The organism is Pseudomonas sp. NyZ201 (assembly GCF_049860765.1).
Classification (GTDB): domain Bacteria; phylum Pseudomonadota; class Gammaproteobacteria; order Pseudomonadales; family Pseudomonadaceae; genus Aquipseudomonas; species Aquipseudomonas bharatica.
The window spans coordinates 1039315-1056238 of record NZ_CP187557.1 but is presented as its reverse complement, the minus strand read 5'-3'; the positions used below and the strand labels follow the sequence as shown (position 1 = coordinate 1056238).

Annotated in this window: 21 protein-coding genes; 9 read left to right on the top strand and 12 right to left on the bottom strand. The window is 64.7% G+C overall.

From position 1 onward, the window contains the following. Window position 1: 1 nt before the first annotated feature. On the bottom strand, window positions 2–1027 hold the full coding sequence (locus ACPFMA_RS04900; protein WP_064302398.1) for a Leu/Phe/Val dehydrogenase: 1026 nt from the start codon (window positions 1025–1027) through the stop codon (window positions 2–4). Between the two features lie 116 nt (window positions 1028–1143). Here ACPFMA_RS04900 and ACPFMA_RS04895 point away from each other — a divergent pair, with 116 nt between their 5' ends. Then, window positions 1144–1950 (top strand): transglutaminase family protein, encoded by an 807-nt coding sequence (locus tag ACPFMA_RS04895; protein WP_064302397.1) that lies wholly within the window; start codon window positions 1144–1146, stop codon window positions 1948–1950. A gap of 109 nt (window positions 1951–2059) precedes the next feature. On the opposite strand, the gene maiA is transcribed toward ACPFMA_RS04895, so the two are convergent. From maiA to hmgA, 3 genes are read right to left on the bottom strand one after another with little or no spacing between them, the layout of a single operon-like run. Beyond that, window positions 2060–2695: a maleylacetoacetate isomerase gene (gene maiA / locus ACPFMA_RS04890; RefSeq protein WP_064302396.1), complete on the bottom strand. Its 636-nt coding sequence runs from the start codon at window positions 2693–2695 to the stop codon at window positions 2060–2062. Between the two features lie 16 nt (window positions 2696–2711). Next, window positions 2712–4004 (bottom strand): fumarylacetoacetase, encoded by a 1293-nt coding sequence (gene fahA, locus ACPFMA_RS04885; RefSeq protein WP_425929776.1) that lies wholly within the window; start codon window positions 4002–4004, stop codon window positions 2712–2714. Between the two features lie 2 nt (window positions 4005–4006). Next, window positions 4007–5308 (bottom strand): homogentisate 1,2-dioxygenase, encoded by a 1302-nt coding sequence (gene hmgA, locus ACPFMA_RS04880; RefSeq protein WP_425929775.1) that lies wholly within the window; start codon window positions 5306–5308, stop codon window positions 4007–4009. A gap of 203 nt (window positions 5309–5511) precedes the next feature. Here hmgA and ACPFMA_RS04875 point away from each other — a divergent pair, with 203 nt between their 5' ends. Further along, entirely contained in the window at window positions 5512–6297 is a 786-nt protein-coding gene (locus ACPFMA_RS04875) for an IclR family transcriptional regulator (protein ID WP_425929774.1), read from the top strand. 385 nt (window positions 6298–6682) lie between these two features. Here ACPFMA_RS04875 and ACPFMA_RS04870 read toward each other — a convergent pair whose 3' ends face one another. The 5 genes from ACPFMA_RS04870 to ACPFMA_RS04850 form a co-directional block, all read right to left on the bottom strand. After that, window positions 6683–7021 carry a hypothetical protein gene (locus ACPFMA_RS04870; RefSeq protein ID WP_064302392.1) on the bottom strand — a complete coding sequence of 113 codons (339 nt, stop codon included), beginning with the start codon at window positions 7019–7021 and terminating at the stop codon, window positions 6683–6685. A gap of 66 nt (window positions 7022–7087) precedes the next feature. Then, window positions 7088–8002, bottom strand: coding sequence for an SDR family oxidoreductase (locus tag ACPFMA_RS04865; RefSeq protein WP_064302391.1), 915 nt, complete (start codon window positions 8000–8002; stop codon window positions 7088–7090). A gap of 109 nt (window positions 8003–8111) precedes the next feature. Then, entirely contained in the window at window positions 8112–9017 is a 906-nt protein-coding gene (locus ACPFMA_RS04860; protein ID WP_037058698.1) for an alpha/beta fold hydrolase, read from the bottom strand. Between the two features lie 146 nt (window positions 9018–9163). Further along, on the bottom strand, window positions 9164–9850 hold the full coding sequence (locus ACPFMA_RS04855) for an LrgB family protein (RefSeq protein WP_064302390.1): 687 nt from the start codon (window positions 9848–9850) through the stop codon (window positions 9164–9166). Continuing rightward, window positions 9840–10226 carry a CidA/LrgA family protein gene (locus ACPFMA_RS04850; RefSeq protein ID WP_425929773.1) on the bottom strand — a complete coding sequence of 129 codons (387 nt, stop codon included), beginning with the start codon at window positions 10224–10226 and terminating at the stop codon, window positions 9840–9842. The genes ACPFMA_RS04855 and ACPFMA_RS04850 overlap by 11 nt, the downstream gene beginning before the upstream one ends. Window positions 10227–10326: 100 nt before the next feature. Here ACPFMA_RS04850 and ACPFMA_RS04845 point away from each other — a divergent pair, with 100 nt between their 5' ends. Further along, a complete protein-coding gene (locus ACPFMA_RS04845) occupies window positions 10327–11214 on the top strand; it encodes a LysR family transcriptional regulator (protein ID WP_420058605.1) in 888 nt (295 codons plus the stop codon). Window position 11215: 1 nt separating this feature from the next. Here the strand turns inward: ACPFMA_RS04845 and ACPFMA_RS04840 are convergent, their stop codons facing one another. Continuing rightward, window positions 11216–11671 (bottom strand): flavodoxin, encoded by a 456-nt coding sequence (locus ACPFMA_RS04840; RefSeq protein ID WP_420058561.1) that lies wholly within the window; start codon window positions 11669–11671, stop codon window positions 11216–11218. 208 nt (window positions 11672–11879) lie between these two features. On the opposite strand from ACPFMA_RS04840, the gene ACPFMA_RS04835 reads away from it, so the two are divergent. Continuing rightward, complete coding sequence (locus ACPFMA_RS04835) at window positions 11880–12341, top strand: PAS domain S-box protein (protein WP_064302387.1); 462 nt, start codon at window positions 11880–11882, stop codon at window positions 12339–12341. Between the two features lie 57 nt (window positions 12342–12398). Next, window positions 12399–13007, top strand: a complete 609-nt coding sequence (locus ACPFMA_RS04830; RefSeq protein WP_009395101.1) for a hypothetical protein — start codon at window positions 12399–12401, stop codon at window positions 13005–13007. Here the strand turns inward: ACPFMA_RS04830 and ACPFMA_RS04825 are convergent. Beyond that, on the bottom strand, window positions 13004–13951 hold the full coding sequence (locus tag ACPFMA_RS04825) for a MerR family transcriptional regulator (protein ID WP_064302386.1): 948 nt from the start codon (window positions 13949–13951) through the stop codon (window positions 13004–13006). The two genes, ACPFMA_RS04830 and ACPFMA_RS04825, sit on opposite strands and share 4 nt — an antisense overlap. Window positions 13952–14167: 216 nt before the next feature. On the opposite strand from ACPFMA_RS04825, the gene ACPFMA_RS04820 reads away from it, so the two are divergent. The 4 genes from ACPFMA_RS04820 to ACPFMA_RS04805 all read left to right on the top strand — a co-directional run bounded on the left by ACPFMA_RS04820 (window position 14168) and on the right by ACPFMA_RS04805 (window position 16166). After that, complete coding sequence (locus tag ACPFMA_RS04820; RefSeq protein ID WP_009395098.1) at window positions 14168–14749, top strand: hypothetical protein; 582 nt, start codon at window positions 14168–14170, stop codon at window positions 14747–14749. Between the two features lie 82 nt (window positions 14750–14831). Further along, entirely contained in the window at window positions 14832–15521 is a 690-nt protein-coding gene (folM, locus tag ACPFMA_RS04815; protein WP_425929772.1) for a dihydromonapterin reductase, read from the top strand. Between the two features lie 14 nt (window positions 15522–15535). After that, window positions 15536–15832, top strand: coding sequence for a DUF1244 domain-containing protein (locus ACPFMA_RS04810; protein WP_064302383.1), 297 nt, complete (start codon window positions 15536–15538; stop codon window positions 15830–15832). Beyond that, window positions 15825–16166: a HopJ type III effector protein gene (locus tag ACPFMA_RS04805; RefSeq protein WP_009395092.1), complete on the top strand. Its 342-nt coding sequence runs from the start codon at window positions 15825–15827 to the stop codon at window positions 16164–16166. The genes ACPFMA_RS04810 and ACPFMA_RS04805 overlap by 8 nt, the downstream gene beginning before the upstream one ends. A gap of 187 nt (window positions 16167–16353) precedes the next feature. On the opposite strand, the gene ACPFMA_RS04800 is transcribed toward ACPFMA_RS04805, so the two are convergent. Further along, complete coding sequence (locus ACPFMA_RS04800) at window positions 16354–16917, bottom strand: hypothetical protein (protein WP_425929771.1); 564 nt, start codon at window positions 16915–16917, stop codon at window positions 16354–16356. Window positions 16918–16924: the final 7 nt, after the last annotated feature.

The window sequence follows — 16924 nt, the reverse complement described above, 5'->3', positions numbered from 1 at the left end:
CCTAGGCGTTACCGTATACCAGGCGCTCCGCCAATTGCTCCGCCACCCGCGCCGGCGAGCGTTTTTCCGCCTGGGCGTGGGCGAACACCTCGGTCAACCGGCTGGGGATCCGCGCCAGGTGGGCGGTGATGTCGGGCAGTGCCTGGCCCTGATGGGTCAGTGCCACGTAGATCAGGCCGCCGGAATTGATGATGTAGTCCGGCGCATAAAGGATGCCGCGGCTTTCCAGTTGATCGGCCACCTGCAGGCTGGTCAATTGGTTGTTGGCCGAGCCGGCCACCGCCGCACAGCGCAGTTGCATCACGCTTTGCCCGGTGAGGATCGAGCCCAGGCCGCACGGCGCGAAGATATCGCAAGGGGTGCCTACCATCGCTTCGGCAGCCACGGGCTGGGCGTCGAATTGTTCCATCGCCAGTTGCACCCTGCCCTGGTCGTGGTCGCTGACCAGCAGCTCGGCGCCCGCCGCATGCAGCTGTTCGGCCAGCGCATAGCCGACATTGCCCAGCCCCTGCACCGCTACCCGCAAGCCCTCCAGGTTGTCGCTGCCCAGGCGCGCCATGGACGTGGCGCGAATGCCGGCGAACACGCCCATCGCCGAATGCGGCGAGGGGTCGCCGGCGCGGGTGGTGCTGGTGACGTGCCGGGTGGACTGGGCGATGCAGTCCATGTCGAGGGTCGAGGTGCCACTGTCGATGGCGGTGATATAGCGGCCTTCGAGGGACTCGATGAAACGGCCGAAGGCTTCGAACAGCGCAGCGCGATTTTCCACATGGGGATTGCGGATGATCACCGCCTTGCCGCCGCCCAGCGGCAAGCCGGCCAGGGCGGCCTTGTAGGTCATGCCCTGGGCCAGGCGGATGGCATCGCTCATGGCGCTGTTGTCATCCGGGTAGGCCAGGTAGCGACAACCACCCAGCGCCGGGCCCAGTTGCTCGTTGTGGATGGCGATCACCGCCTTGAGGCCGGTGGCCGGGTCGGTACAAAGGTGCAGTGATCGGGTGCGGGTGCTTTGCATGAGAGCGAACATCTGCGGGCCCTCTTGAACAGTGCTGCATCCAGTATAGGTGTGCCCTCGATGGCTGCCGCAGCACTGGACGAAACGCCGTGCCAGGGCTAAAACAGAAGCTCTCGACGGAGATCGCCATGAACCCACGCCACGCCTGCCTGGCCTGTCTGGAACGCACGCCCCCGGCCTTGTTCGAAGCCGGGTTGTGGGTGGCTGCCGAGCATGACGCCAAGGTCGATCCGGCGCAGGTGATGCGCGGGCTGCGCGAGCTGCAGCATGAGGTCAGCAATGACCTGCCGCTGCTGCCGCTGAACGAGCTGGCCCAGCCGCTGCTGCGCAAGCTGTGCTCGATGGGTTTCCAGGAAGACGAATACCACCCCTTGCGGCCCCAGGCGGCACTGCTCGATCAACTCATGCAACGTCGTCGCGGCCAGCCGCTGGCCCTGGCCCTGCTCAGCCTGGAGCTGGCGCGGGGGTTGTCGATTCCGTTGGAAGGGGTGAATTTCCCGGGGCATTTCCTCTTGCGCGTACCGGGTGCCGACCATCTGCTCGATCCCTGTGGCGGCCGGCGTTTGTATCCGGCCGATTGCCGGGAACTGCTGGGGCGCCAGTTCGGCCCGCAAGTGCCGTTGACCGCCGAGCATCTGAAAACGGCCAGTGCGCGGGAGATGATCCAGCGGCTATCGCGCAATCTGCGGCAGTTGCATTCGACCCACGGCGACGATATCGCGGCGCTGAGGGATGCCGAGCGGGTGATGGAGCTCGGAGCGCCACTGGCCAGCGATTACCTGGCCCGGGCCACGCTGTACCAGCATCTCGATTGCCCGCAGGCCGAGCGTCATGACCTGGAGCATGCCTTGCTGCTGACCGATGACCCGATCCAGCGACTGCGGCTGACGGAGCGGTTGGGGCATTTGCCCAGCGGGAAACGATCCGTGCATTGACCGCCGGGTTTACGCGGACCTTGTGGGAGCGGGTTCACCCGCGAGGACGATAGTGAACCCACCGACGTCATCGCGGGTGAACCCGCTCCCACAAGGCCCGTGGAGGCCGTTAGCCTGCAGCCGGTGTATCCGGCTGCCGCGAAGGATGCGCCAGCACGAACGCCGGATGCTCCTCCGCCAGCCCCACCACCCGCAGGATCCGCGGGTACCCGCCCAGATCGACATTGAAGCGCCTGGCCGCATACACCTGCGGAATCAGGTAGACATCCGCCAGCCCCGGCTGCGCGCCGAAGCAGAAGCCTTCGTCACCGATCAACCGTTCCACCGCTTCCAGCCCCTGGCTGATCCAGTGCGCGATCCAGCGATTCACCGCATCCTCATCCTGCCCCGTCTCGCGCAGTAGGTTCAGGACGCTGACGTTGTGCAGCGGATGGATATCGCAACCGATCAAGGCCGCCACTCCCCGCGCCCGGGCCCGTTGCACCGGATCGTGCGGCAGCAGTGCCGGCTGTGGATAAACCTCTTCCAGGTACTCGATGATCGCCGGCGATTGCACCAGCAATTCCCCGGAATCGGCCTTGAGCATCGGCACCCGGCCCTGGGGATTGAGCGCAAGGTAGTGTTCCGCGCGCTGCTCGCCCTTGAGCAGGTTGACCGGCAGCGACTGGAACTCCAGCTGCTTCAGCGCCAGGGCAATGCGAACCCGGTACGACGAGGTGGAGCGGTAGTAAGTGAAGAGTTCCATTGGGTTCAGGGCCCTTTCAGTTCGCCGCAACGACTTTCCCACGGCATTCGCCGAAGCCGATGCTGGCCACGCCGTCGCGTCTGGCGCGGGCGCGCAGGATGATTTCATCGCCGTCCTCGAGGAACTTGCGTACCTCGCCCGACGCCAGTTCCACCGGGTGCTTGCCGCCCTCGGTGATCTCCAGCAGGCTGCCGTACTGCCCGGGCTCGGCACCGGACAACGTGCCGGAACCGAACAGGTCGCCCGGCTGCAACTGGCAACCGTTGACACTGTGGTGCGCCACCAGCTGCGCCACGGTCCAGTACATGCTCAGGGTGTTGCTCAGGCCCAGGCGATGCGCAGGCAGGTTCTGCTCGCGCATGCGCTCGGTGATCAGCAGCACTTCCAGTTCGATATCGAAGGCACCGGCCGCCTGGTCACGCTTGTCCAGAAGGTACGACAGCGGTTGCGGGTCGCCGTTCGGACGGGCTGGCTGGGCGCAACGGAACGGCTCCAGGGCTTCGGCGGTAACCACCCAGGGCGAAATGGTGGAAATGAAGCTCTTGGACAGGAACGGCCCCAGCGGCTGGTATTCCCAAGCCTGGATATCCCGCGCCGACCAGTCGTTGAGCAGGCAGAAGCCGGCGATGTGCTCGGCGGCGTCACCAATCGGTATGGCCTGGCCCATGTCGTTGCCCTGGCCGATCCAGATGCCCAGTTCCAGCTCGTAGTCCAGGCGCGCGCAAGGGCCGAAGCTCGGCTCGCTCTGCCCGGCCGGCAGGGTCTGGCCTTTCGGGCGCCGTACTTCGGTGCCGGACGGGCGAATCGTCGAGGCGCGACCGTGGTAGCCGATCGGTACGTACTTGTAGTTGGGCAGCAACGGGTTGTCCGGGCGGAACAGCTTGCCGACGTTGGTCGCATGCTGGATGCCGACGTAGAAGTCGGTGTAGTCGCCGATCCTGGCCGGCACGTGCAGCTCGCATTCGCCGGCCGGGTACAGCGCGGCCTTGAGCGTGGCCTGGTGCTCGCTGCCCTCGCCGAGCAGCGCCAGCAGGCGCTCGCGCAGGGCTACCCGGGCACTGCGACCCAGGGCGAAGAAGGCGTTCAGTGCACCGCCGCGAGTGGCTTCCACGGCCGCCCTGGCTTCGCCTTCGAACAGACCGGCAGCCAGTACCGCTTCAAGGTCAAGGATGGCGTCGCCGATGGCAACGCCGCTGCGGCGCTCGCCGCCGGCGCGGCTGAAGATACCCAGCGGCAGGTTCTGCAACGGGAAGTCGCTATGCCCATTGGCGTGTTCGACCCAACTGCGGGCAATGGCGGTCTGGTTCATGCTTATCTCCGATTCGGGGTGAAGGTGCTCGGCAGCGTGGCCCAGCACCTATCGTAGTCGTTCTGCAACTGCGGGCAGTCCAGGGCATGGCGGGTCGGACGCAGCACCTGGCCGGTCTCGAACATGAAGGCCATGGTGTTGTCGATCTTGCTCGGCGCCAGCTCCGCGGCGATGGCCTTGGCGCAGGTTTCGGCATCCGGACCGTGGGCGCTCATGCAACCGTGCAGCGAGGCGCCACCAGGCAGGAAGCCTTCGGCCTTGGCGTCGTATTCGCCCTTGATCAGGCCCATGAACTCGTTCATCAGGTTGCGGTGGAACCACGGCGGACGGAAGGTGTTCTCGGCCACCATCCAGCGCGGCGGGAAGATCACGAAATCGATATTGGCCATGCCCGGCACGCTGGTCGGCGAGGTCAATACCGTGAAGATCGACGGATCGGGATGGTCGAAGCTGACCGTGCCGATGGTGTTGAAACGTCGCAGGTCATATTTGTACGGCACGTTGTTGCCGTGCCAGGCGACCACGTCCAGCGGTGAATGCTGCAACTGGCAGCCCCACAGCTCGCCAAGGAACTTCTGCACCAAAGGCACTGGGCCCCGGGCTTCCTCGTAGTGCGCCACCGGCGCGAGGAAATCTCGCGGATTGGCCAGGCCGTTGCTGCCGATCGGGCCCAGGTCCGGGATACGCAGCGGTGCGCCGTGGTTCTCGGCGATGTAGCCGCGGGCTTCGCCATCCGGCAGCTCGACGCGGAACTTCATGCCGCGCGGGATCACCGCGATCTCCAGCGGCTCAACCTCCAGCACGCCCAGTTCGGTGACCAGGCGCAAACGGCCCAGTTGCGGCACCAGCAGCAGTTCACCGTCGCCGTTGAAGAACACCCGCTCCATGGAACGGTTGGCGCGGTAGATATGGATACTGACGCCGGCCGGTTTGTCGCCGGCCGAGTTGGCAGCCATGGTCACCCAGCCATCGATGAAGTCGGTGGGCTCGCCGGGCATGTCCAACGGGCTCCAGCGCAGGCGATTGGGGGTGACCGCGCCCAGCGGGCCACCGGCCAGTTGCCGCTCCAGGCGCACGAAGGCCGGGTGCAGCGCCGAAGGGCGGATGCGGTACAGCCAGGTGCGCCGCTGTTCATGGCGGCTCATGGTGAAGGCGGTGCCGGAGAGCAGTTCGGCGTACAGGCCGTAGGGCGCTTTTTGCGGGGAGTTCTGGCCGACCGGCAGGGCACCGGGCAGGGCTTCGCTGGCGAACTCATTGCCGAAACCGCTTTGGTAAGCGAGGTCGGACGGGTTGTCGATGTTCATCGAGCCTCCATGGGGTGGCAGATTGTCAACCCTGTCGCCCAGGCAAGAGGGAAGTGCTTCTGCATTGTTTTAATTCGTAAACGGATTACGCATAACGTAATTTGCTCGCACCATGGCGTCAAGCTATAAAGATCGCCGTCCATTCCGGGACCGCCGTGCGGTCCTTTGCGAGCACGCTCGCTCCCACAGAGAAAACAGCGCCCATGAGTAAAGCTCCGTCCAGCACCGATAGCGGTAAACAGAAGGTTCGTTCGGCGGAGGTCGGTACCGACATTCTCAAGGCGCTGGCGGAGCTTTCCCCCGCTACCTCGCTGTCGCGCCTGGCCGAGCATGTGGACATGCCGGCGAGCAAGGTGCACCGTTATCTGCAGGCACTGATCGCCAGCGGCTTCGCCGAGCAGGACCCGGCCACCAACCATTACGGCCTCGGACGCGAGGCGTTGCGCGTGGGCCTGGCGGCGCTGGGCGGGATGGACGTTCTGAAAGTGGCGGCAATGCCGCTGTCGCAATTGCGCGACGACCTGAATGAAAGCTGCTTTATCGCGGTGTGGGGCAACCAGGGCGCGACCGTGGTGAATATCGAACCGGCAGTGCGCGCGGTGACGGTGGTGACCCAGATCGGCTCGGTGCTGCCGCTGCTGAGTTCGTCCACCGGACTGGTGTTCGGCGCCTATCTGCCGGAACGGGAAACCGTGGAACTGCGGGATCGGGAACTGGCGCAGAGCGGACACGACATCGCCCATTACGATGCCCTGTTCGCCACCATCCGCGAACACGGCCTGCATCATGTCCACGGCCTGCTGATGCCCGGTGTCGACGCCCTGTCGGCCCCGGTGTTCAACGCCATGGGCCAGATCGCCGCGGTAATCACCGTGGTCGGGCCAACCTCGATCTTCCATGCCGATGAACAAGGCCCGGCAGCGCAGCGCCTGGTTGCCACGGCAAACGCCATCAGCTGGCGGATGGGCTATCAGGCGTCAGTGAACTGAATTGGTGCACTGTTGCCGAGGATGCAACAGTGAATGTCAGAAAGGGCTATTTTTCCGTGGGTTGCGCCTGACTATCCTTGCCTTGCCCTGACGATCCGGTGTTCGCCAGGGCGCGAAGTTGACGCTTCGGACCCCTTAATGGTCGGTTAATGCTTTTCCCCTAGAGTGCTCCCGATTGTTGCTCCGAAGCGTCCCCTTCAGTTCACCGACGTCGATTTTGAAGCTCCTTGATCTGCGTCTTTGTTGGCCGCTGCGTTTGCAGCGGCCTTTTTTATTTTTGGGGCTTGCACGGACCTTGTGGGAGCGGGTTCACCCGCGATTACGTCGGTGAGTCCAATATGGCAATCGCGGGTGAACCCGCTCCCACAGGGCCCGCGGTGTGCTTTTAATCGCAATGAAACCGGTGCAGCAACCGATGCGCCACCGGCGCCAGGATCAGGCCGATACTGGCGACGAAAACCAGCCCCACATACAGCCCGTACACCGCGAAGAACAACTTTCCGCCCTGGGTTTCCGGCAGCGCCACCGGCCCCATGCCGCCCAGCAGCAGGGTGGCGTTGAACGCCGCGTCGTACCACTTCACCCCTTCCTCGAAATGCAGGTGCCCGGCCACGCCGATCAGGATCGAGCCCAGCAGCAACAGCAGCGCACCCAGCGCATGAAGCAACAGCCGGCTGCGGAACTGTTCGGCCGAGATGACTTCTTCGTTCTTCGATTCATACATGTGCGCGCTCCTTGTCGCGATGACGGGCTAGCCAGCTTAGGAAAGATCCGCCGATCGCGACAGAAATCAGCGCCGGGCAAATCGTTGCAAATTGCTCATCATCTGCTCGAGGGCCTGCAGGCTGTCCTTCGGATGCACGGCGTTGTCGAAGTCGCCGATTTGCCCCCAACTGGCCGCCACGTCTTCGACGCTGAAGCCTTCATGGGGATCGAAGCCGGCCCCGAGGCTGCGCTCCCAACGCACCTGGCCGATCCAGCCACCGCCGACCTCATAGAGGTTGCCGCTGTCCTGGCAGCGGTCGCTGCCCAGGTAGACCACCAACGGACTGATCAGCTCGGGCTTGAGTTGCTCGAACACTTGCGGCGGAATCAGGCCTTCGGTCATGCGCGTGCCCCCGGTGGGGGCGATGGCGTTGACCAGCACGCCGTTCTTGCGCCCTTCCAGGGCCAGGGTGCGGGTCAGGCCGTAGAGGCCGAGCTTGGCCATGCCGTAGTTGGCCTGGCCGAAGTTGCCATAGATGCCCGACGTGGACGAGGTGAAGATCACCCGGCCCCAATTCTGCTCGCGCAGGTGCGGCCAGGCGGCGCGGGTCACTTTCCAGGCACCTTCGACGTGCACCTTGTAGACCAGGTCCCAGTCGGCGTCTTCCATCTTGTGGAAGGTCTTGTCACGCAGGATCCCGGCGTTGTTCACCACGACATCGACCCGGCCGAAGCTGTCCAGGGCCTGTTCGACGATGCGCTGGCCATCGGTCACCGAGTCATGGTTGGCCACCGCCTCGCCGCCGGCCTCGCGGATCTGCGCCACCACCCGGTCGGCCGCCGAGGCGTTCGCCCCTTCGCCGTGGGTCGAGCCGCCCAGATCGTTGACCACCACCTTCGCCCCGTGCCGGGCGAACAGCAGGGCATGGGCGCGGCCAAGGCCACCGCCGGCCCCCGTGACGATCACCACTCTATCTTCCAGGCGTACCGAATCGGTCATGGCTCAACTCCAACTGAACAGGGAACGGAGCCGCCAGTGTCGGCCAGCACCTGTGCCCGGACAACGAACCGGGCGGGCGCTGAATGGCGGATGATAAGTGACGCTTGGGTCAGGACCAGGCCACCTTCTGCAGGCTCCAGGCCAGCGGCTGGTGACGGAAATCCAGGTAATGGCGCAGCACCTGGGCCGGCGACTCGGTGTGCGGATAGTGCCCGATGCCATGGAGTAGAACGGTATCGGGCTCGGGGATCAGTTCCTCGTAGCGCTCGACCATGTGCGCGCCCGACAGCGGGTCTGCCGCTCCGTTGATGAAGCGCAGCGGCAGGCTCGCGTTCTGCAAGGCCCCGACCCAACGCTGGCGATGTGCCTGGTGTTCGATCAGGTATTCCGAAAGCCGATGCAGGATGCGATTGCCGCGATTGGCCACGATCAGGCTCCAGCAGTCGTCAAGCGCGCTTTCGCTGGGCTGGGTACCCGGCCCGTAGATCTGTCCGGCATTGCGCACCAGGTCGTCACGATCGAAGACCCGCGCCACCAGCCAGCCGAGCCGGCTGATCAGCAGGCGCTGAAGCAGCAACGGGCGATGGCACTCGGGAAACAACCCGGCATTGAGAAACGCGCAACTGGCGATCCGGCCCTGCCCTTCGTGATGCCGCGCCAGCAGTTCCTGGGCGACGCTGCCGCCATAGTCATGGGCCAACACATGCACGGGCTCATGGATATGCAAATGCTCCAGCAACGCCTGCTGCAGATCGGCCTGCTCCAGCAGGCTGTAGCGATGCCCCGGCGGTTTGGCCGAATCGCCGAACCCCAGCATGTCGCAGGCGACTACCCGAAAGCGCTGGGCCAAGGGTTGCCAGAGGTAGTGCCAGTCCCAGCTGGCGGTAGGAAATCCGTGAATAAGTAGCAGTGGCTCTCCCTGCCCTGCCGTCCAGTAGCGAATGCTCTGGCCGCGGAACGTGTATCCCAGGCTCCGTGTCCGCCAGACGCACAAGGGTATCTCTGCCAAAGGCATAGCGAGATCTCGGCTGGTGGTTGTTATCAGTGTTGGTCACGGCGGCACATGATTGTGCTCTGTCGCTGAGCATAGTCAGCCGCCGCCAGGGCGGGAGTTGCCTTGGCAGCCAGCTTGCTGACCTTGCGGGTCACGCGCCGAACGGCTTATAGCGCCATCGTCAGCAACGGCGCGGCGAACAGGTTGAGCAGACCGGTCAGGACCATCACCAGCCCCGCCACCGAGCCCTCTTCGCCGCCCACCTCCCGCGCCCGGCTGACACCGGCGCCATGGGCACCGACACCGAACAGCGCGCCCCGGGCCAGCGGCGTGCGCAGCGGCAGGTAGCGCAGCAGCACGCCACCGAACACCGCACCGAGCACCCCGGTAAACATCACGAACACCGCCGTCAGTTCCGGCACACCGCCCAGTTGCTGCGCCAGCGGCATGGCGAACGGCGTGGTGATGGAGCGCGGCAGCAACGACAGGCTCACCGAACTGTCCAGCGCCAGCAACCGTGCCAGCACCCAGGAACTGGCGATGGATGCCGTACTGCCCATCAGCATCCCCAGGCACAGGGCCTTCCAATGCCTGGCCAGCAGGCGCCGCTGCTGCCAGATCGGTACCGCGAAGGCTACGGTCACCGGGCCGAGCACCGCCATCAGCCAGTGGGTGTCGCGAGAGTATTCGGCGTAGGCGGTATGCAGCGGCACGGCAATGGCCAGCAGCACCGCCGGCACCAGGATCAGCGGCGACAACAGGTAGCGCCCGGTGCGCCGGTACAGCCAGCGGCTGCCCAGGTAGGCCAGCAGGGTCAGGGCCAGCCAGAACAGCGGCATCGGTTCAAGACTCATGACGCAGGCTCCGGCGGCACACCCATTCCACGGTAAAGGCGGTGACCACCATTACCAGCAAGGTACTGACCGCTATCACCAGCAGTATGCGCCAGCCGTCGTCGCGCAGCAGCGTGCCGTAGTCCAGCAGGCTCATCAGCGCCGGGATGAAGAACAGCAGCATCTCGGCCATGAGCACCCCGGCGCCGCGCTGCAAGGCGGCAGGCTTGAGCCAGCCGAGGGCGAACAGCACCAGCAGCAGCGCCAGGCCCATCACACCGCCGGGTATGGGCCAGCCGAACCAGGCCACCAGTTGCCCGCCGAGCAGGTACAACGCCAGCAGCACGCCCAGCTCGGCAAGCAGGCGCGCAAGGCATTTGAAATTAGCGAAAGTCATGGACGGGGTTCCTCTGCAGGTCCCCATTTTAAAATCGCGCTCACCCATGCAAAAAGCGAATTGTTAGACTGCACGGCATTCCAGAATGGAATTCAAGAGCATGGACTTCAAGCAACTGCGCAGTTTCATCGAAGTGATACACCGCGGCGGCTTCACCCAGGCCGCGCAAACCCTGCATATCAGCCAGTCGGCAGTGAGCAAGCAGGTGGCCCAGCTGGAGCAGGACCTCGGTGTAACGCTCCTCGAACGGCACGCCTCGCGCCTGCACCTGACGGCCGCCGGCAAGGTGGTGCTGGAACGTGGCGAAGCCATCCTGCACCTGAGCCAGGCCCTGCATAACGAACTGGACGACCTCAGCCAGCTGGCCCGCGGCGAGCTCAGCCTCGGCCTGCCGTTGCTGGGCAGCGACGCGCTGTTCGCCGGGCTGTTCGCCGAATACCGGCGGCGCTATCCGAATATCAAGGTGCAAATCCTCGAAGGCGGCAGCCGCACCATCGAACAGGCGGTCCTCAGTGGCGAACTGGAGCTGGGCGGCAGCCTGACGCCGAACGATCCGGCCTTCGACTGGCAGCCGTTCTGCAACGAACCGCTGGACGCCCTGCTGCCGCTGGACCACGCATTGGCCGGCAATGCCAGCGTGCACCTGGGAGAATTGGCAGACACGCCCTTCCTGCTCTATCAGCGCAGTTTCGTGCTCAACGACCGGCTATTGAGTGCCTGCCAGGCCCTGGGTTTCACGCCCAGGGAAGGCGGACGCAGTGGACAGGCGGATTTCCTCGCCGCGCTGGTGGCAGCCGGCCAGGGCGTGGTGCTGTTGCCGCGGATCGTGGCGAGGGCGCTGGAACGGCCCGGCGTCGTGCGCCTGGCCCTGCGCGAACCGCAGGACCTGCGCTGGGACATCGCCTTCATCTGGCGCCGGGGCGCCTACCTGTCGGCGGCGGCCCGGGCCTGGCTGGACCTGTTGAAAGAGTCTCCGCAGGGGCAATGAATCAGCCACGCAGCCTGTCGGCAAACCCGGCGAGCCAGGGTTCGGCGTCGACTTCAGGGGTCACGGTCTCGCTGGCATCCAGGCGCAGCATTGGCTGGATCTCGTTGACGCCCAGCTCGGCGAACAGCTCGCGCAATTGCTCGCCGCCGCCGCAGTAGGTATCGCCGTAGCTGGAATCACCCAGGGCGATGACCCCGCCCGGCAAGCCGCGCCAGGCGGCAGGCAGGATGTCGCGGATTTCGCTGTACAGCGGCAGCAGTGCATCGGGCAGTTCGCCCATGCCGGTGGTGGAGGTCACGGCAAGCAGCGCTTCGGGCTCGAATGCCTGGATATCGGCAAGGGTCGCCCGGGCCGCGTGCCAGGCTTCGAAACCGGCGGCCTTGAGCAGCGACTGGGCGTGACGGGCGACTTCTTCGGCGGTGCCATAGACCGAACCGGACAGGATGACCACTTTCATGAGGGATTCCATTACTTGAGCGAACGCGCAGGATACTAGGTTCTGTACGAAAAGCCTTGAGACGAAGGTCAGACTGTTTTCAACGCAGCAGGAACGGGTATCGAGGCTTTTCGTGCAGCGCCTGGCACCCTTGGCTGGCACAAGGCCTTATCCCCTGCTCGCACATGCACTAGAATCGCTCATCCGAAGCCTTGGACCGGTCCCGCCGATGATCAACGCCAAACTGCTGCAACGCATGATCGATGCCTCCAACGATGGCATCGTGGTCGCCGAACAGGAAGGCGACGAAGACACCATCCTGATCTACGTGAATCCGGCCTTCGAGCGCTTGAGCGGTTACCAGGCCAGCGACATTCTCTATCGCGACTGCCGCTTCCTCCAGGGCGAAGACCGCGACCAGCCGGCCCGGGCGCGTATCCGCCAGGCCCTGGACAGCCGCCAGCCGTGCCGGGAGATCCTGCGCAACTACCGCAAGGACGGCAGCGCGTTCTGGAACGAGCTGTCGATCACCCCGCTGTTCAACGAAGCCGACCAGCTCACCTATTTCATCGGTGTGCAGAAGGACGTCACCGTTCAGGTCGAAGCCGAGCAGCGGATCGCCGAGCTGGAACGCGAACTGGCCGAGGCACGGGCGCGGATCCGGGCGCTGGAAAGCGACCAACGGTCTTAACAAAGGCACTTATCCGCTGTCCATTCAACACCCCGTAGACTCGCAGTATTCACGACCATGCAAGCCGACGCCCTTTTGACCCAGGATGAGCTGGACTATATCCAGAGCGTGCACCGCTCGCCCCAGCTCAACCGCGTGGACCCGAACTCCAGCCTGCGCCTCAATGGCCGCAGCGATGTCCAGCAATTGCTGACCCGGCTGGTGGCCAACGAGCAGGTCACGGTGCAGGCAAAGGTGGACAACCAGCACATGAGCTTTCCGCTGTTGCTGGTGGAAGACGAGTTCCATGCCCTGCACCTGCAACTGGGGGCGCCGAGCATCTATGAGGAAGGTGCGGTGGTCCGGCCCTGGCGCCTGAGCCTCGACCAGCCGGTGATGCTGGAAGACCAGCTGGGGCTGAGCAGTGGCCTGAAGGTGCGGGAGATTTCCTTCAAGGGCGTGCTGGTGGAACTACCGCAAGGCAAGAAGCCGCCGAAGTCCTTCAACCTCTGGTTCGCCCCCGACGGCATCGCCCCCATCGCCCTGCGCGGCACCTTGCAACGCATCACCGCCGAGGGCCTGGCCGCCTACCGGCTGAGCCAGCGCCCGGCTGAAGAAATCGAACGGCTGCGCCAGTACATTTTGCAGCAGCACCGGCGCGCTCACCCCGAGCTGCATGCCGGTTAACTGTCGAGGTGCCCGTCGAGGCACTGCTGCAGGCGTCGACGCATAAGGCGCCCTTCCCCGCCGAGACACACCACCTGTGACCCGACCAGGCTGTCCTGGGCCATTTCCGACGCCTCGCCGGCGAACAGCAGCGGGCAGTCCAGACCAAGACAGAGGCGCGCCAGGCGCTTGGACAGGTCCGCCGCCGGGGCGTGATTGGAGAACAGCACCACGGCATCCGGCGCCATGCGCTCGCAGATCAGGCTCAACTCTTCCAGGGGGTGTCCGGGTGCCAGCAGCGATACCGCCACCTCGCTGCTGCCGAGCATCAGGGCGCACACCAGCAATTCGAGTTCCCGGCACTGCTCCGGCAGCCCGGCGAGGAGCACGCGCGTAGGCTGTTCGTCCCGGGTCAGTTGCAGGCGCTGCCAGGCCCGGGCACGGAGGAAGGTGTCGAAGAACAGCCATTCGCTGAGGCGGCCGAAGCCGTCATGGGCAATACGCAGCTCCTGCCACAGCGGCATGACGATCTCCTGGAACACCACTTCCAGCGGGTAGCTGGCGAAGACCTGGCCATAGATGCGCTCGAGCCGCGCTTCATCGAAACCCTGCGCGGCCTGACGCAGCAGGTTCTGCCAGTGCTGATGATCCTTCGCAGGCGGTTGCGCGGCCTCCTCGGGCCGGGCGTGCGCAGCCCTGTTGCGAGCGAGGATCTTGCCGACCTTGCTCACGGCCACGCCCCGCTCGATCCAGCCAAGGATCGTACGGACCTCGTCGATATCGGCGCGGGAATACAAACGGTGCCCACTTTCGGTGCGAGTCGGCTGTACCAGCCCGTAACGGCGCTCCCAGGCGCGCAGGGTCACCGGGTTGATCCCGGTCAGCCGTGCGACTTCCCGGATGGGAAACAACTCCTCGTGATCCAGGGTACGTTCGCCGGGTGGCGGCGGGGAAAATTCGATCATCGCCTTGTACGCTGCGGATTGTAGGAAAAAGACCCGCATTCTACCCCGCTCGTCAACGGCCGGAACAAACCCTTGGTCAACTTGAGAGAAAACTGACACTGACGGGTCACATTATTTACGGAATAATCCTTGCTTGAGTTCGGACGCCACCCAATACCCCGGGTGGTATCCAGGATCGAGGCTACCCGCCGCGACCCGTTTGCCCGGAGATACACGATGTCTACCTCACCCGTCACCCTGATGGTCGCACGGCGCGTTGCCGAAGGCCGTTACCAGGACATGATCGCCTGGCTCCACGAAGGCGAGCAGCTCGCCACCGACTTCCCCGGCTACCTCGGTTCCGGCGTACTGGCCCCGCCGCCCCAGGGCGACGAGTTCCAGATCATCTTCCGCTTCGTCGATGAAAAGACCCTGCACGCCTGGGAATTCTCAGCCTCGCGCAGTGCCTGGCTGGCACGCGGCAACGGCCTGTTCAAGCAACCCACCGAGCAGCGGGTCAGCGGTATAGAGGGCTGGTTCGGCAACAGTGCCGCGCAGCGTCCACCCCGCTGGAAGCAGGCGGTGGCGATCTGGCTCGCGTTCTTTCCCGTGTCGCTGGTCTTCAACCTGCTGTTCGGCCATTGGCTGGCGCAACTGGACCTGCTGCCGCGCGTGCTGCTCAGTACCCTCGGCCTGACGCCGCTGATGGTGTACCTGTTCATCCCGCTATCGACCCGCTGCCTCGCCAGTTGGCTCGATGCCCGGCCCGCGCCCGCTACGGCACGGGAAAACCGCGGCGAATCCCTGGAAAGCCGCTGACGCCCCGGGGGCGGTCAATACGGGCGAGTTCGGGTATGCTGGCACCTGACCGCGAACCTGAAAAAGTTGACCGTCCCCGCATATGAACAGCCCAATCCTAGTTACCGGTGGCAGCCAGCGAGTCGGGCTGGCGCTGGCCACGCAACTGGCGCAGGCCGGCCACACGGTGGTCAGCGCCAGCCGCAGCAAGATCCCCCCGGCGCACCCGAACATCATCCCGTTCCAGGCCGACCTGTGCAGCGAACGCGATCGCGAAGCGCTGATCGAGCACCTGCGCACCCAGTACGACGGCCTGCGCGCCATCGTCCACAATGCCTCGCTGTGGCTGGACGACGACCTCGACAACCTGAACACCATGTTCAAGCTGCACGTCGAGGCGCCCTACCACCTCAACCTGGCCCTGGGCGAGCAACTGCTGAAGCTCGACAAGTCGGACATCATCCACATCTGCGACGAAACCTCCTCCCGCGGCAGCAAGAGCCATATCGGCTATGCCGCGACCAAGGCCGCGCTGCAGAACATGGTGCTGTCCTTCGCCGAAAAGTACGCGCCCAGGGTGCGGGTCAACGGTATCCTGCCGGGCCTGCTGATCCTCAAGGAGGGCGGCGACGAACAGTATCGCCAGCAGACCCTGAAGAAGGCCCTGCTGGAATTCGAACCCGGCGCCCAGCCGCTGATCGACGCGGTGCTGTTCCTTCTCGAAAGCCAGTACAGCACCGGCAGCAACGTGGTCATCAACGGTGGCCGCCACCTGAAGAACCGAATCGCCTGATCAACGAGACAGCCATGACCCCACAAGAGCAACTCGAACTCGAAGCGGCGGCGTTCCGTCGCCTGGTCGAACATCTGCGCAACCGTACCGACGTGCAGAACATCGACCTGATGAACCTGTCCGGCTTCTGCCGCAACTGCCTGTCCAAGTGGTACAAGGCCGCCGCGGACGAACGCCAGATCGAGGTAAGCCTGGATGACGCCCGCGAGGTGGTCTACGGCATGCCTTACGAGCAGTGGAAAAGCCAATACCAGAAAGAAGCCAGCGCCGAGCAGCAAGCCGCGTTCGCCAAAGGAAAAACCCATGACTGACCTGATTCAACTGCGTGCCAGCCTGGCCACCGGCGAACACCAGTTCGCCGATACCCTGGCCTTCGTTGCCGAGCACTACGACTACCAGCAGACCGCCTTCGACAATGGCGGCCTGGCCAGCGCCGCCGGACAGAACGAAGGTTCGTGCAAGACCCTGGGCCTGGCCCTGCTGGAAGGTTTGAGCGACCAGGAAACCTTGCTGGCGTTCGGCGAGCACTACCGCTCGGTGCTGGCAACGCCGGAAGGCACCGACCACGGCAACATCCGCGCCCTGATCGCCCATGGCCTGGCCGGGGTGAAATTCGAGGGTGAGCCGCTCAAGCGCAAGGCTTGAGCCTTTTGATGCAGCTGATGGCCTGATCGCTGGCAAGCCCTTCAGGCTGCGCTGTAGCGCAGAGAACAGTTCCTGTGGGAGCGGGTTCACCCGCGATTACTAAGGTGAATTCACTACAGCAATCGCGGGTAAACCCGCTCCCACAAAGTCACTGCAAATCAGAGAGTTATGTTTTGCTCTGGGCTCATCAGATCGACTCGTACCGGGCCGGCGGCGGCATTTCCCAGACTGACGGCGGCATATCGAACAGCTTGTCGAAATCGAAGCGCAGGTTTTCATCGCGCAGGCCGATCACCATCACCACCAGCAGCAACAGCGCCAGCGCGCCTTCCGGCAGGCTCCAGCGCGGCACCTCGACATCGCGTCCGCGGCTGCACCACCAGGCCTGGCCGATGCAGAAGGCGGCGATGGCGAGCGCCCAAAGGTAATAGCCCGGAGCGAAGCCGATGACGTCATGGAAGCTGTAGTTGATGTTGTCCGGCAGGCGCTCGATGGCGTGGCTCATGACCGCCAGGTAAAGGGCCCAGGCACCGAGGAACAGTGCCAGCCAGCGCAGCCGCCGGCGCAGCAGCAGGGCGAGACCAAACAGAGGATTGGCGAACCAGCCGAACAGACCGAAGACCACGCCCCAAGGGCCCTGGAACAGCGCCTGCTGGGCAGTGACCGTATTGCCGCCGCTGAGGTGCACAGCATCGAGGCACAGGGCCAGGAGATAGAGGAGAAGGCTGAGGGTGACGTAGAGACGCGCCATGCGGCGA

Bases quoted from the DNA above. Each gene is read 5' to 3' on its own strand.
- ACPFMA_RS04900 (WP_064302398.1), bottom strand. From the start codon at position 1,027: ATGTTCGCTCTCATGCAAAGCACCCGCACCCGATCACTGCACCTTTGT.
- ACPFMA_RS04895 (WP_064302397.1), top strand. From the start codon at position 1,144: ATGAACCCACGCCACGCCTGCCTGGCCTGTCTGGAACGCACGCCCCCG.
- maiA (WP_064302396.1), bottom strand. From the start codon at position 2,695: ATGGAACTCTTCACTTACTACCGCTCCACCTCGTCGTACCGGGTTCGC.
- fahA (WP_425929776.1), bottom strand. From the start codon at position 4,004: ATGAACCAGACCGCCATTGCCCGCAGTTGGGTCGAACACGCCAATGGG.
- hmgA (WP_425929775.1), bottom strand. From the start codon at position 5,308: ATGAACATCGACAACCCGTCCGACCTCGCTTACCAAAGCGGTTTCGGC.
- ACPFMA_RS04875 (WP_425929774.1), top strand. From the start codon at position 5,512: ATGAGTAAAGCTCCGTCCAGCACCGATAGCGGTAAACAGAAGGTTCGT.
- ACPFMA_RS04870 (WP_064302392.1), bottom strand. From the start codon at position 7,021: ATGTATGAATCGAAGAACGAAGAAGTCATCTCGGCCGAACAGTTCCGC.
- ACPFMA_RS04865 (WP_064302391.1), bottom strand. From the start codon at position 8,002: ATGACCGATTCGGTACGCCTGGAAGATAGAGTGGTGATCGTCACGGGG.
- ACPFMA_RS04860 (WP_037058698.1), bottom strand. From the start codon at position 9,017: ATGCCTTTGGCAGAGATACCCTTGTGCGTCTGGCGGACACGGAGCCTG.
- ACPFMA_RS04855 (WP_064302390.1), bottom strand. From the start codon at position 9,850: ATGAGTCTTGAACCGATGCCGCTGTTCTGGCTGGCCCTGACCCTGCTG.
- ACPFMA_RS04850 (WP_425929773.1), bottom strand. From the start codon at position 10,226: ATGACTTTCGCTAATTTCAAATGCCTTGCGCGCCTGCTTGCCGAGCTG.
- ACPFMA_RS04845 (WP_420058605.1), top strand. From the start codon at position 10,327: ATGGACTTCAAGCAACTGCGCAGTTTCATCGAAGTGATACACCGCGGC.
- ACPFMA_RS04840 (WP_420058561.1), bottom strand. From the start codon at position 11,671: ATGAAAGTGGTCATCCTGTCCGGTTCGGTCTATGGCACCGCCGAAGAA.
- ACPFMA_RS04835 (WP_064302387.1), top strand. From the start codon at position 11,880: ATGATCAACGCCAAACTGCTGCAACGCATGATCGATGCCTCCAACGAT.
- ACPFMA_RS04830 (WP_009395101.1), top strand. From the start codon at position 12,399: ATGCAAGCCGACGCCCTTTTGACCCAGGATGAGCTGGACTATATCCAG.
- ACPFMA_RS04825 (WP_064302386.1), bottom strand. From the start codon at position 13,951: ATGATCGAATTTTCCCCGCCGCCACCCGGCGAACGTACCCTGGATCAC.
- ACPFMA_RS04820 (WP_009395098.1), top strand. From the start codon at position 14,168: ATGTCTACCTCACCCGTCACCCTGATGGTCGCACGGCGCGTTGCCGAA.
- folM (WP_425929772.1), top strand. From the start codon at position 14,832: ATGAACAGCCCAATCCTAGTTACCGGTGGCAGCCAGCGAGTCGGGCTG.
- ACPFMA_RS04810 (WP_064302383.1), top strand. From the start codon at position 15,536: ATGACCCCACAAGAGCAACTCGAACTCGAAGCGGCGGCGTTCCGTCGC.
- ACPFMA_RS04805 (WP_009395092.1), top strand. From the start codon at position 15,825: ATGACTGACCTGATTCAACTGCGTGCCAGCCTGGCCACCGGCGAACAC.
- ACPFMA_RS04800 (WP_425929771.1), bottom strand. From the start codon at position 16,917: ATGGCGCGTCTCTACGTCACCCTCAGCCTTCTCCTCTATCTCCTGGCC.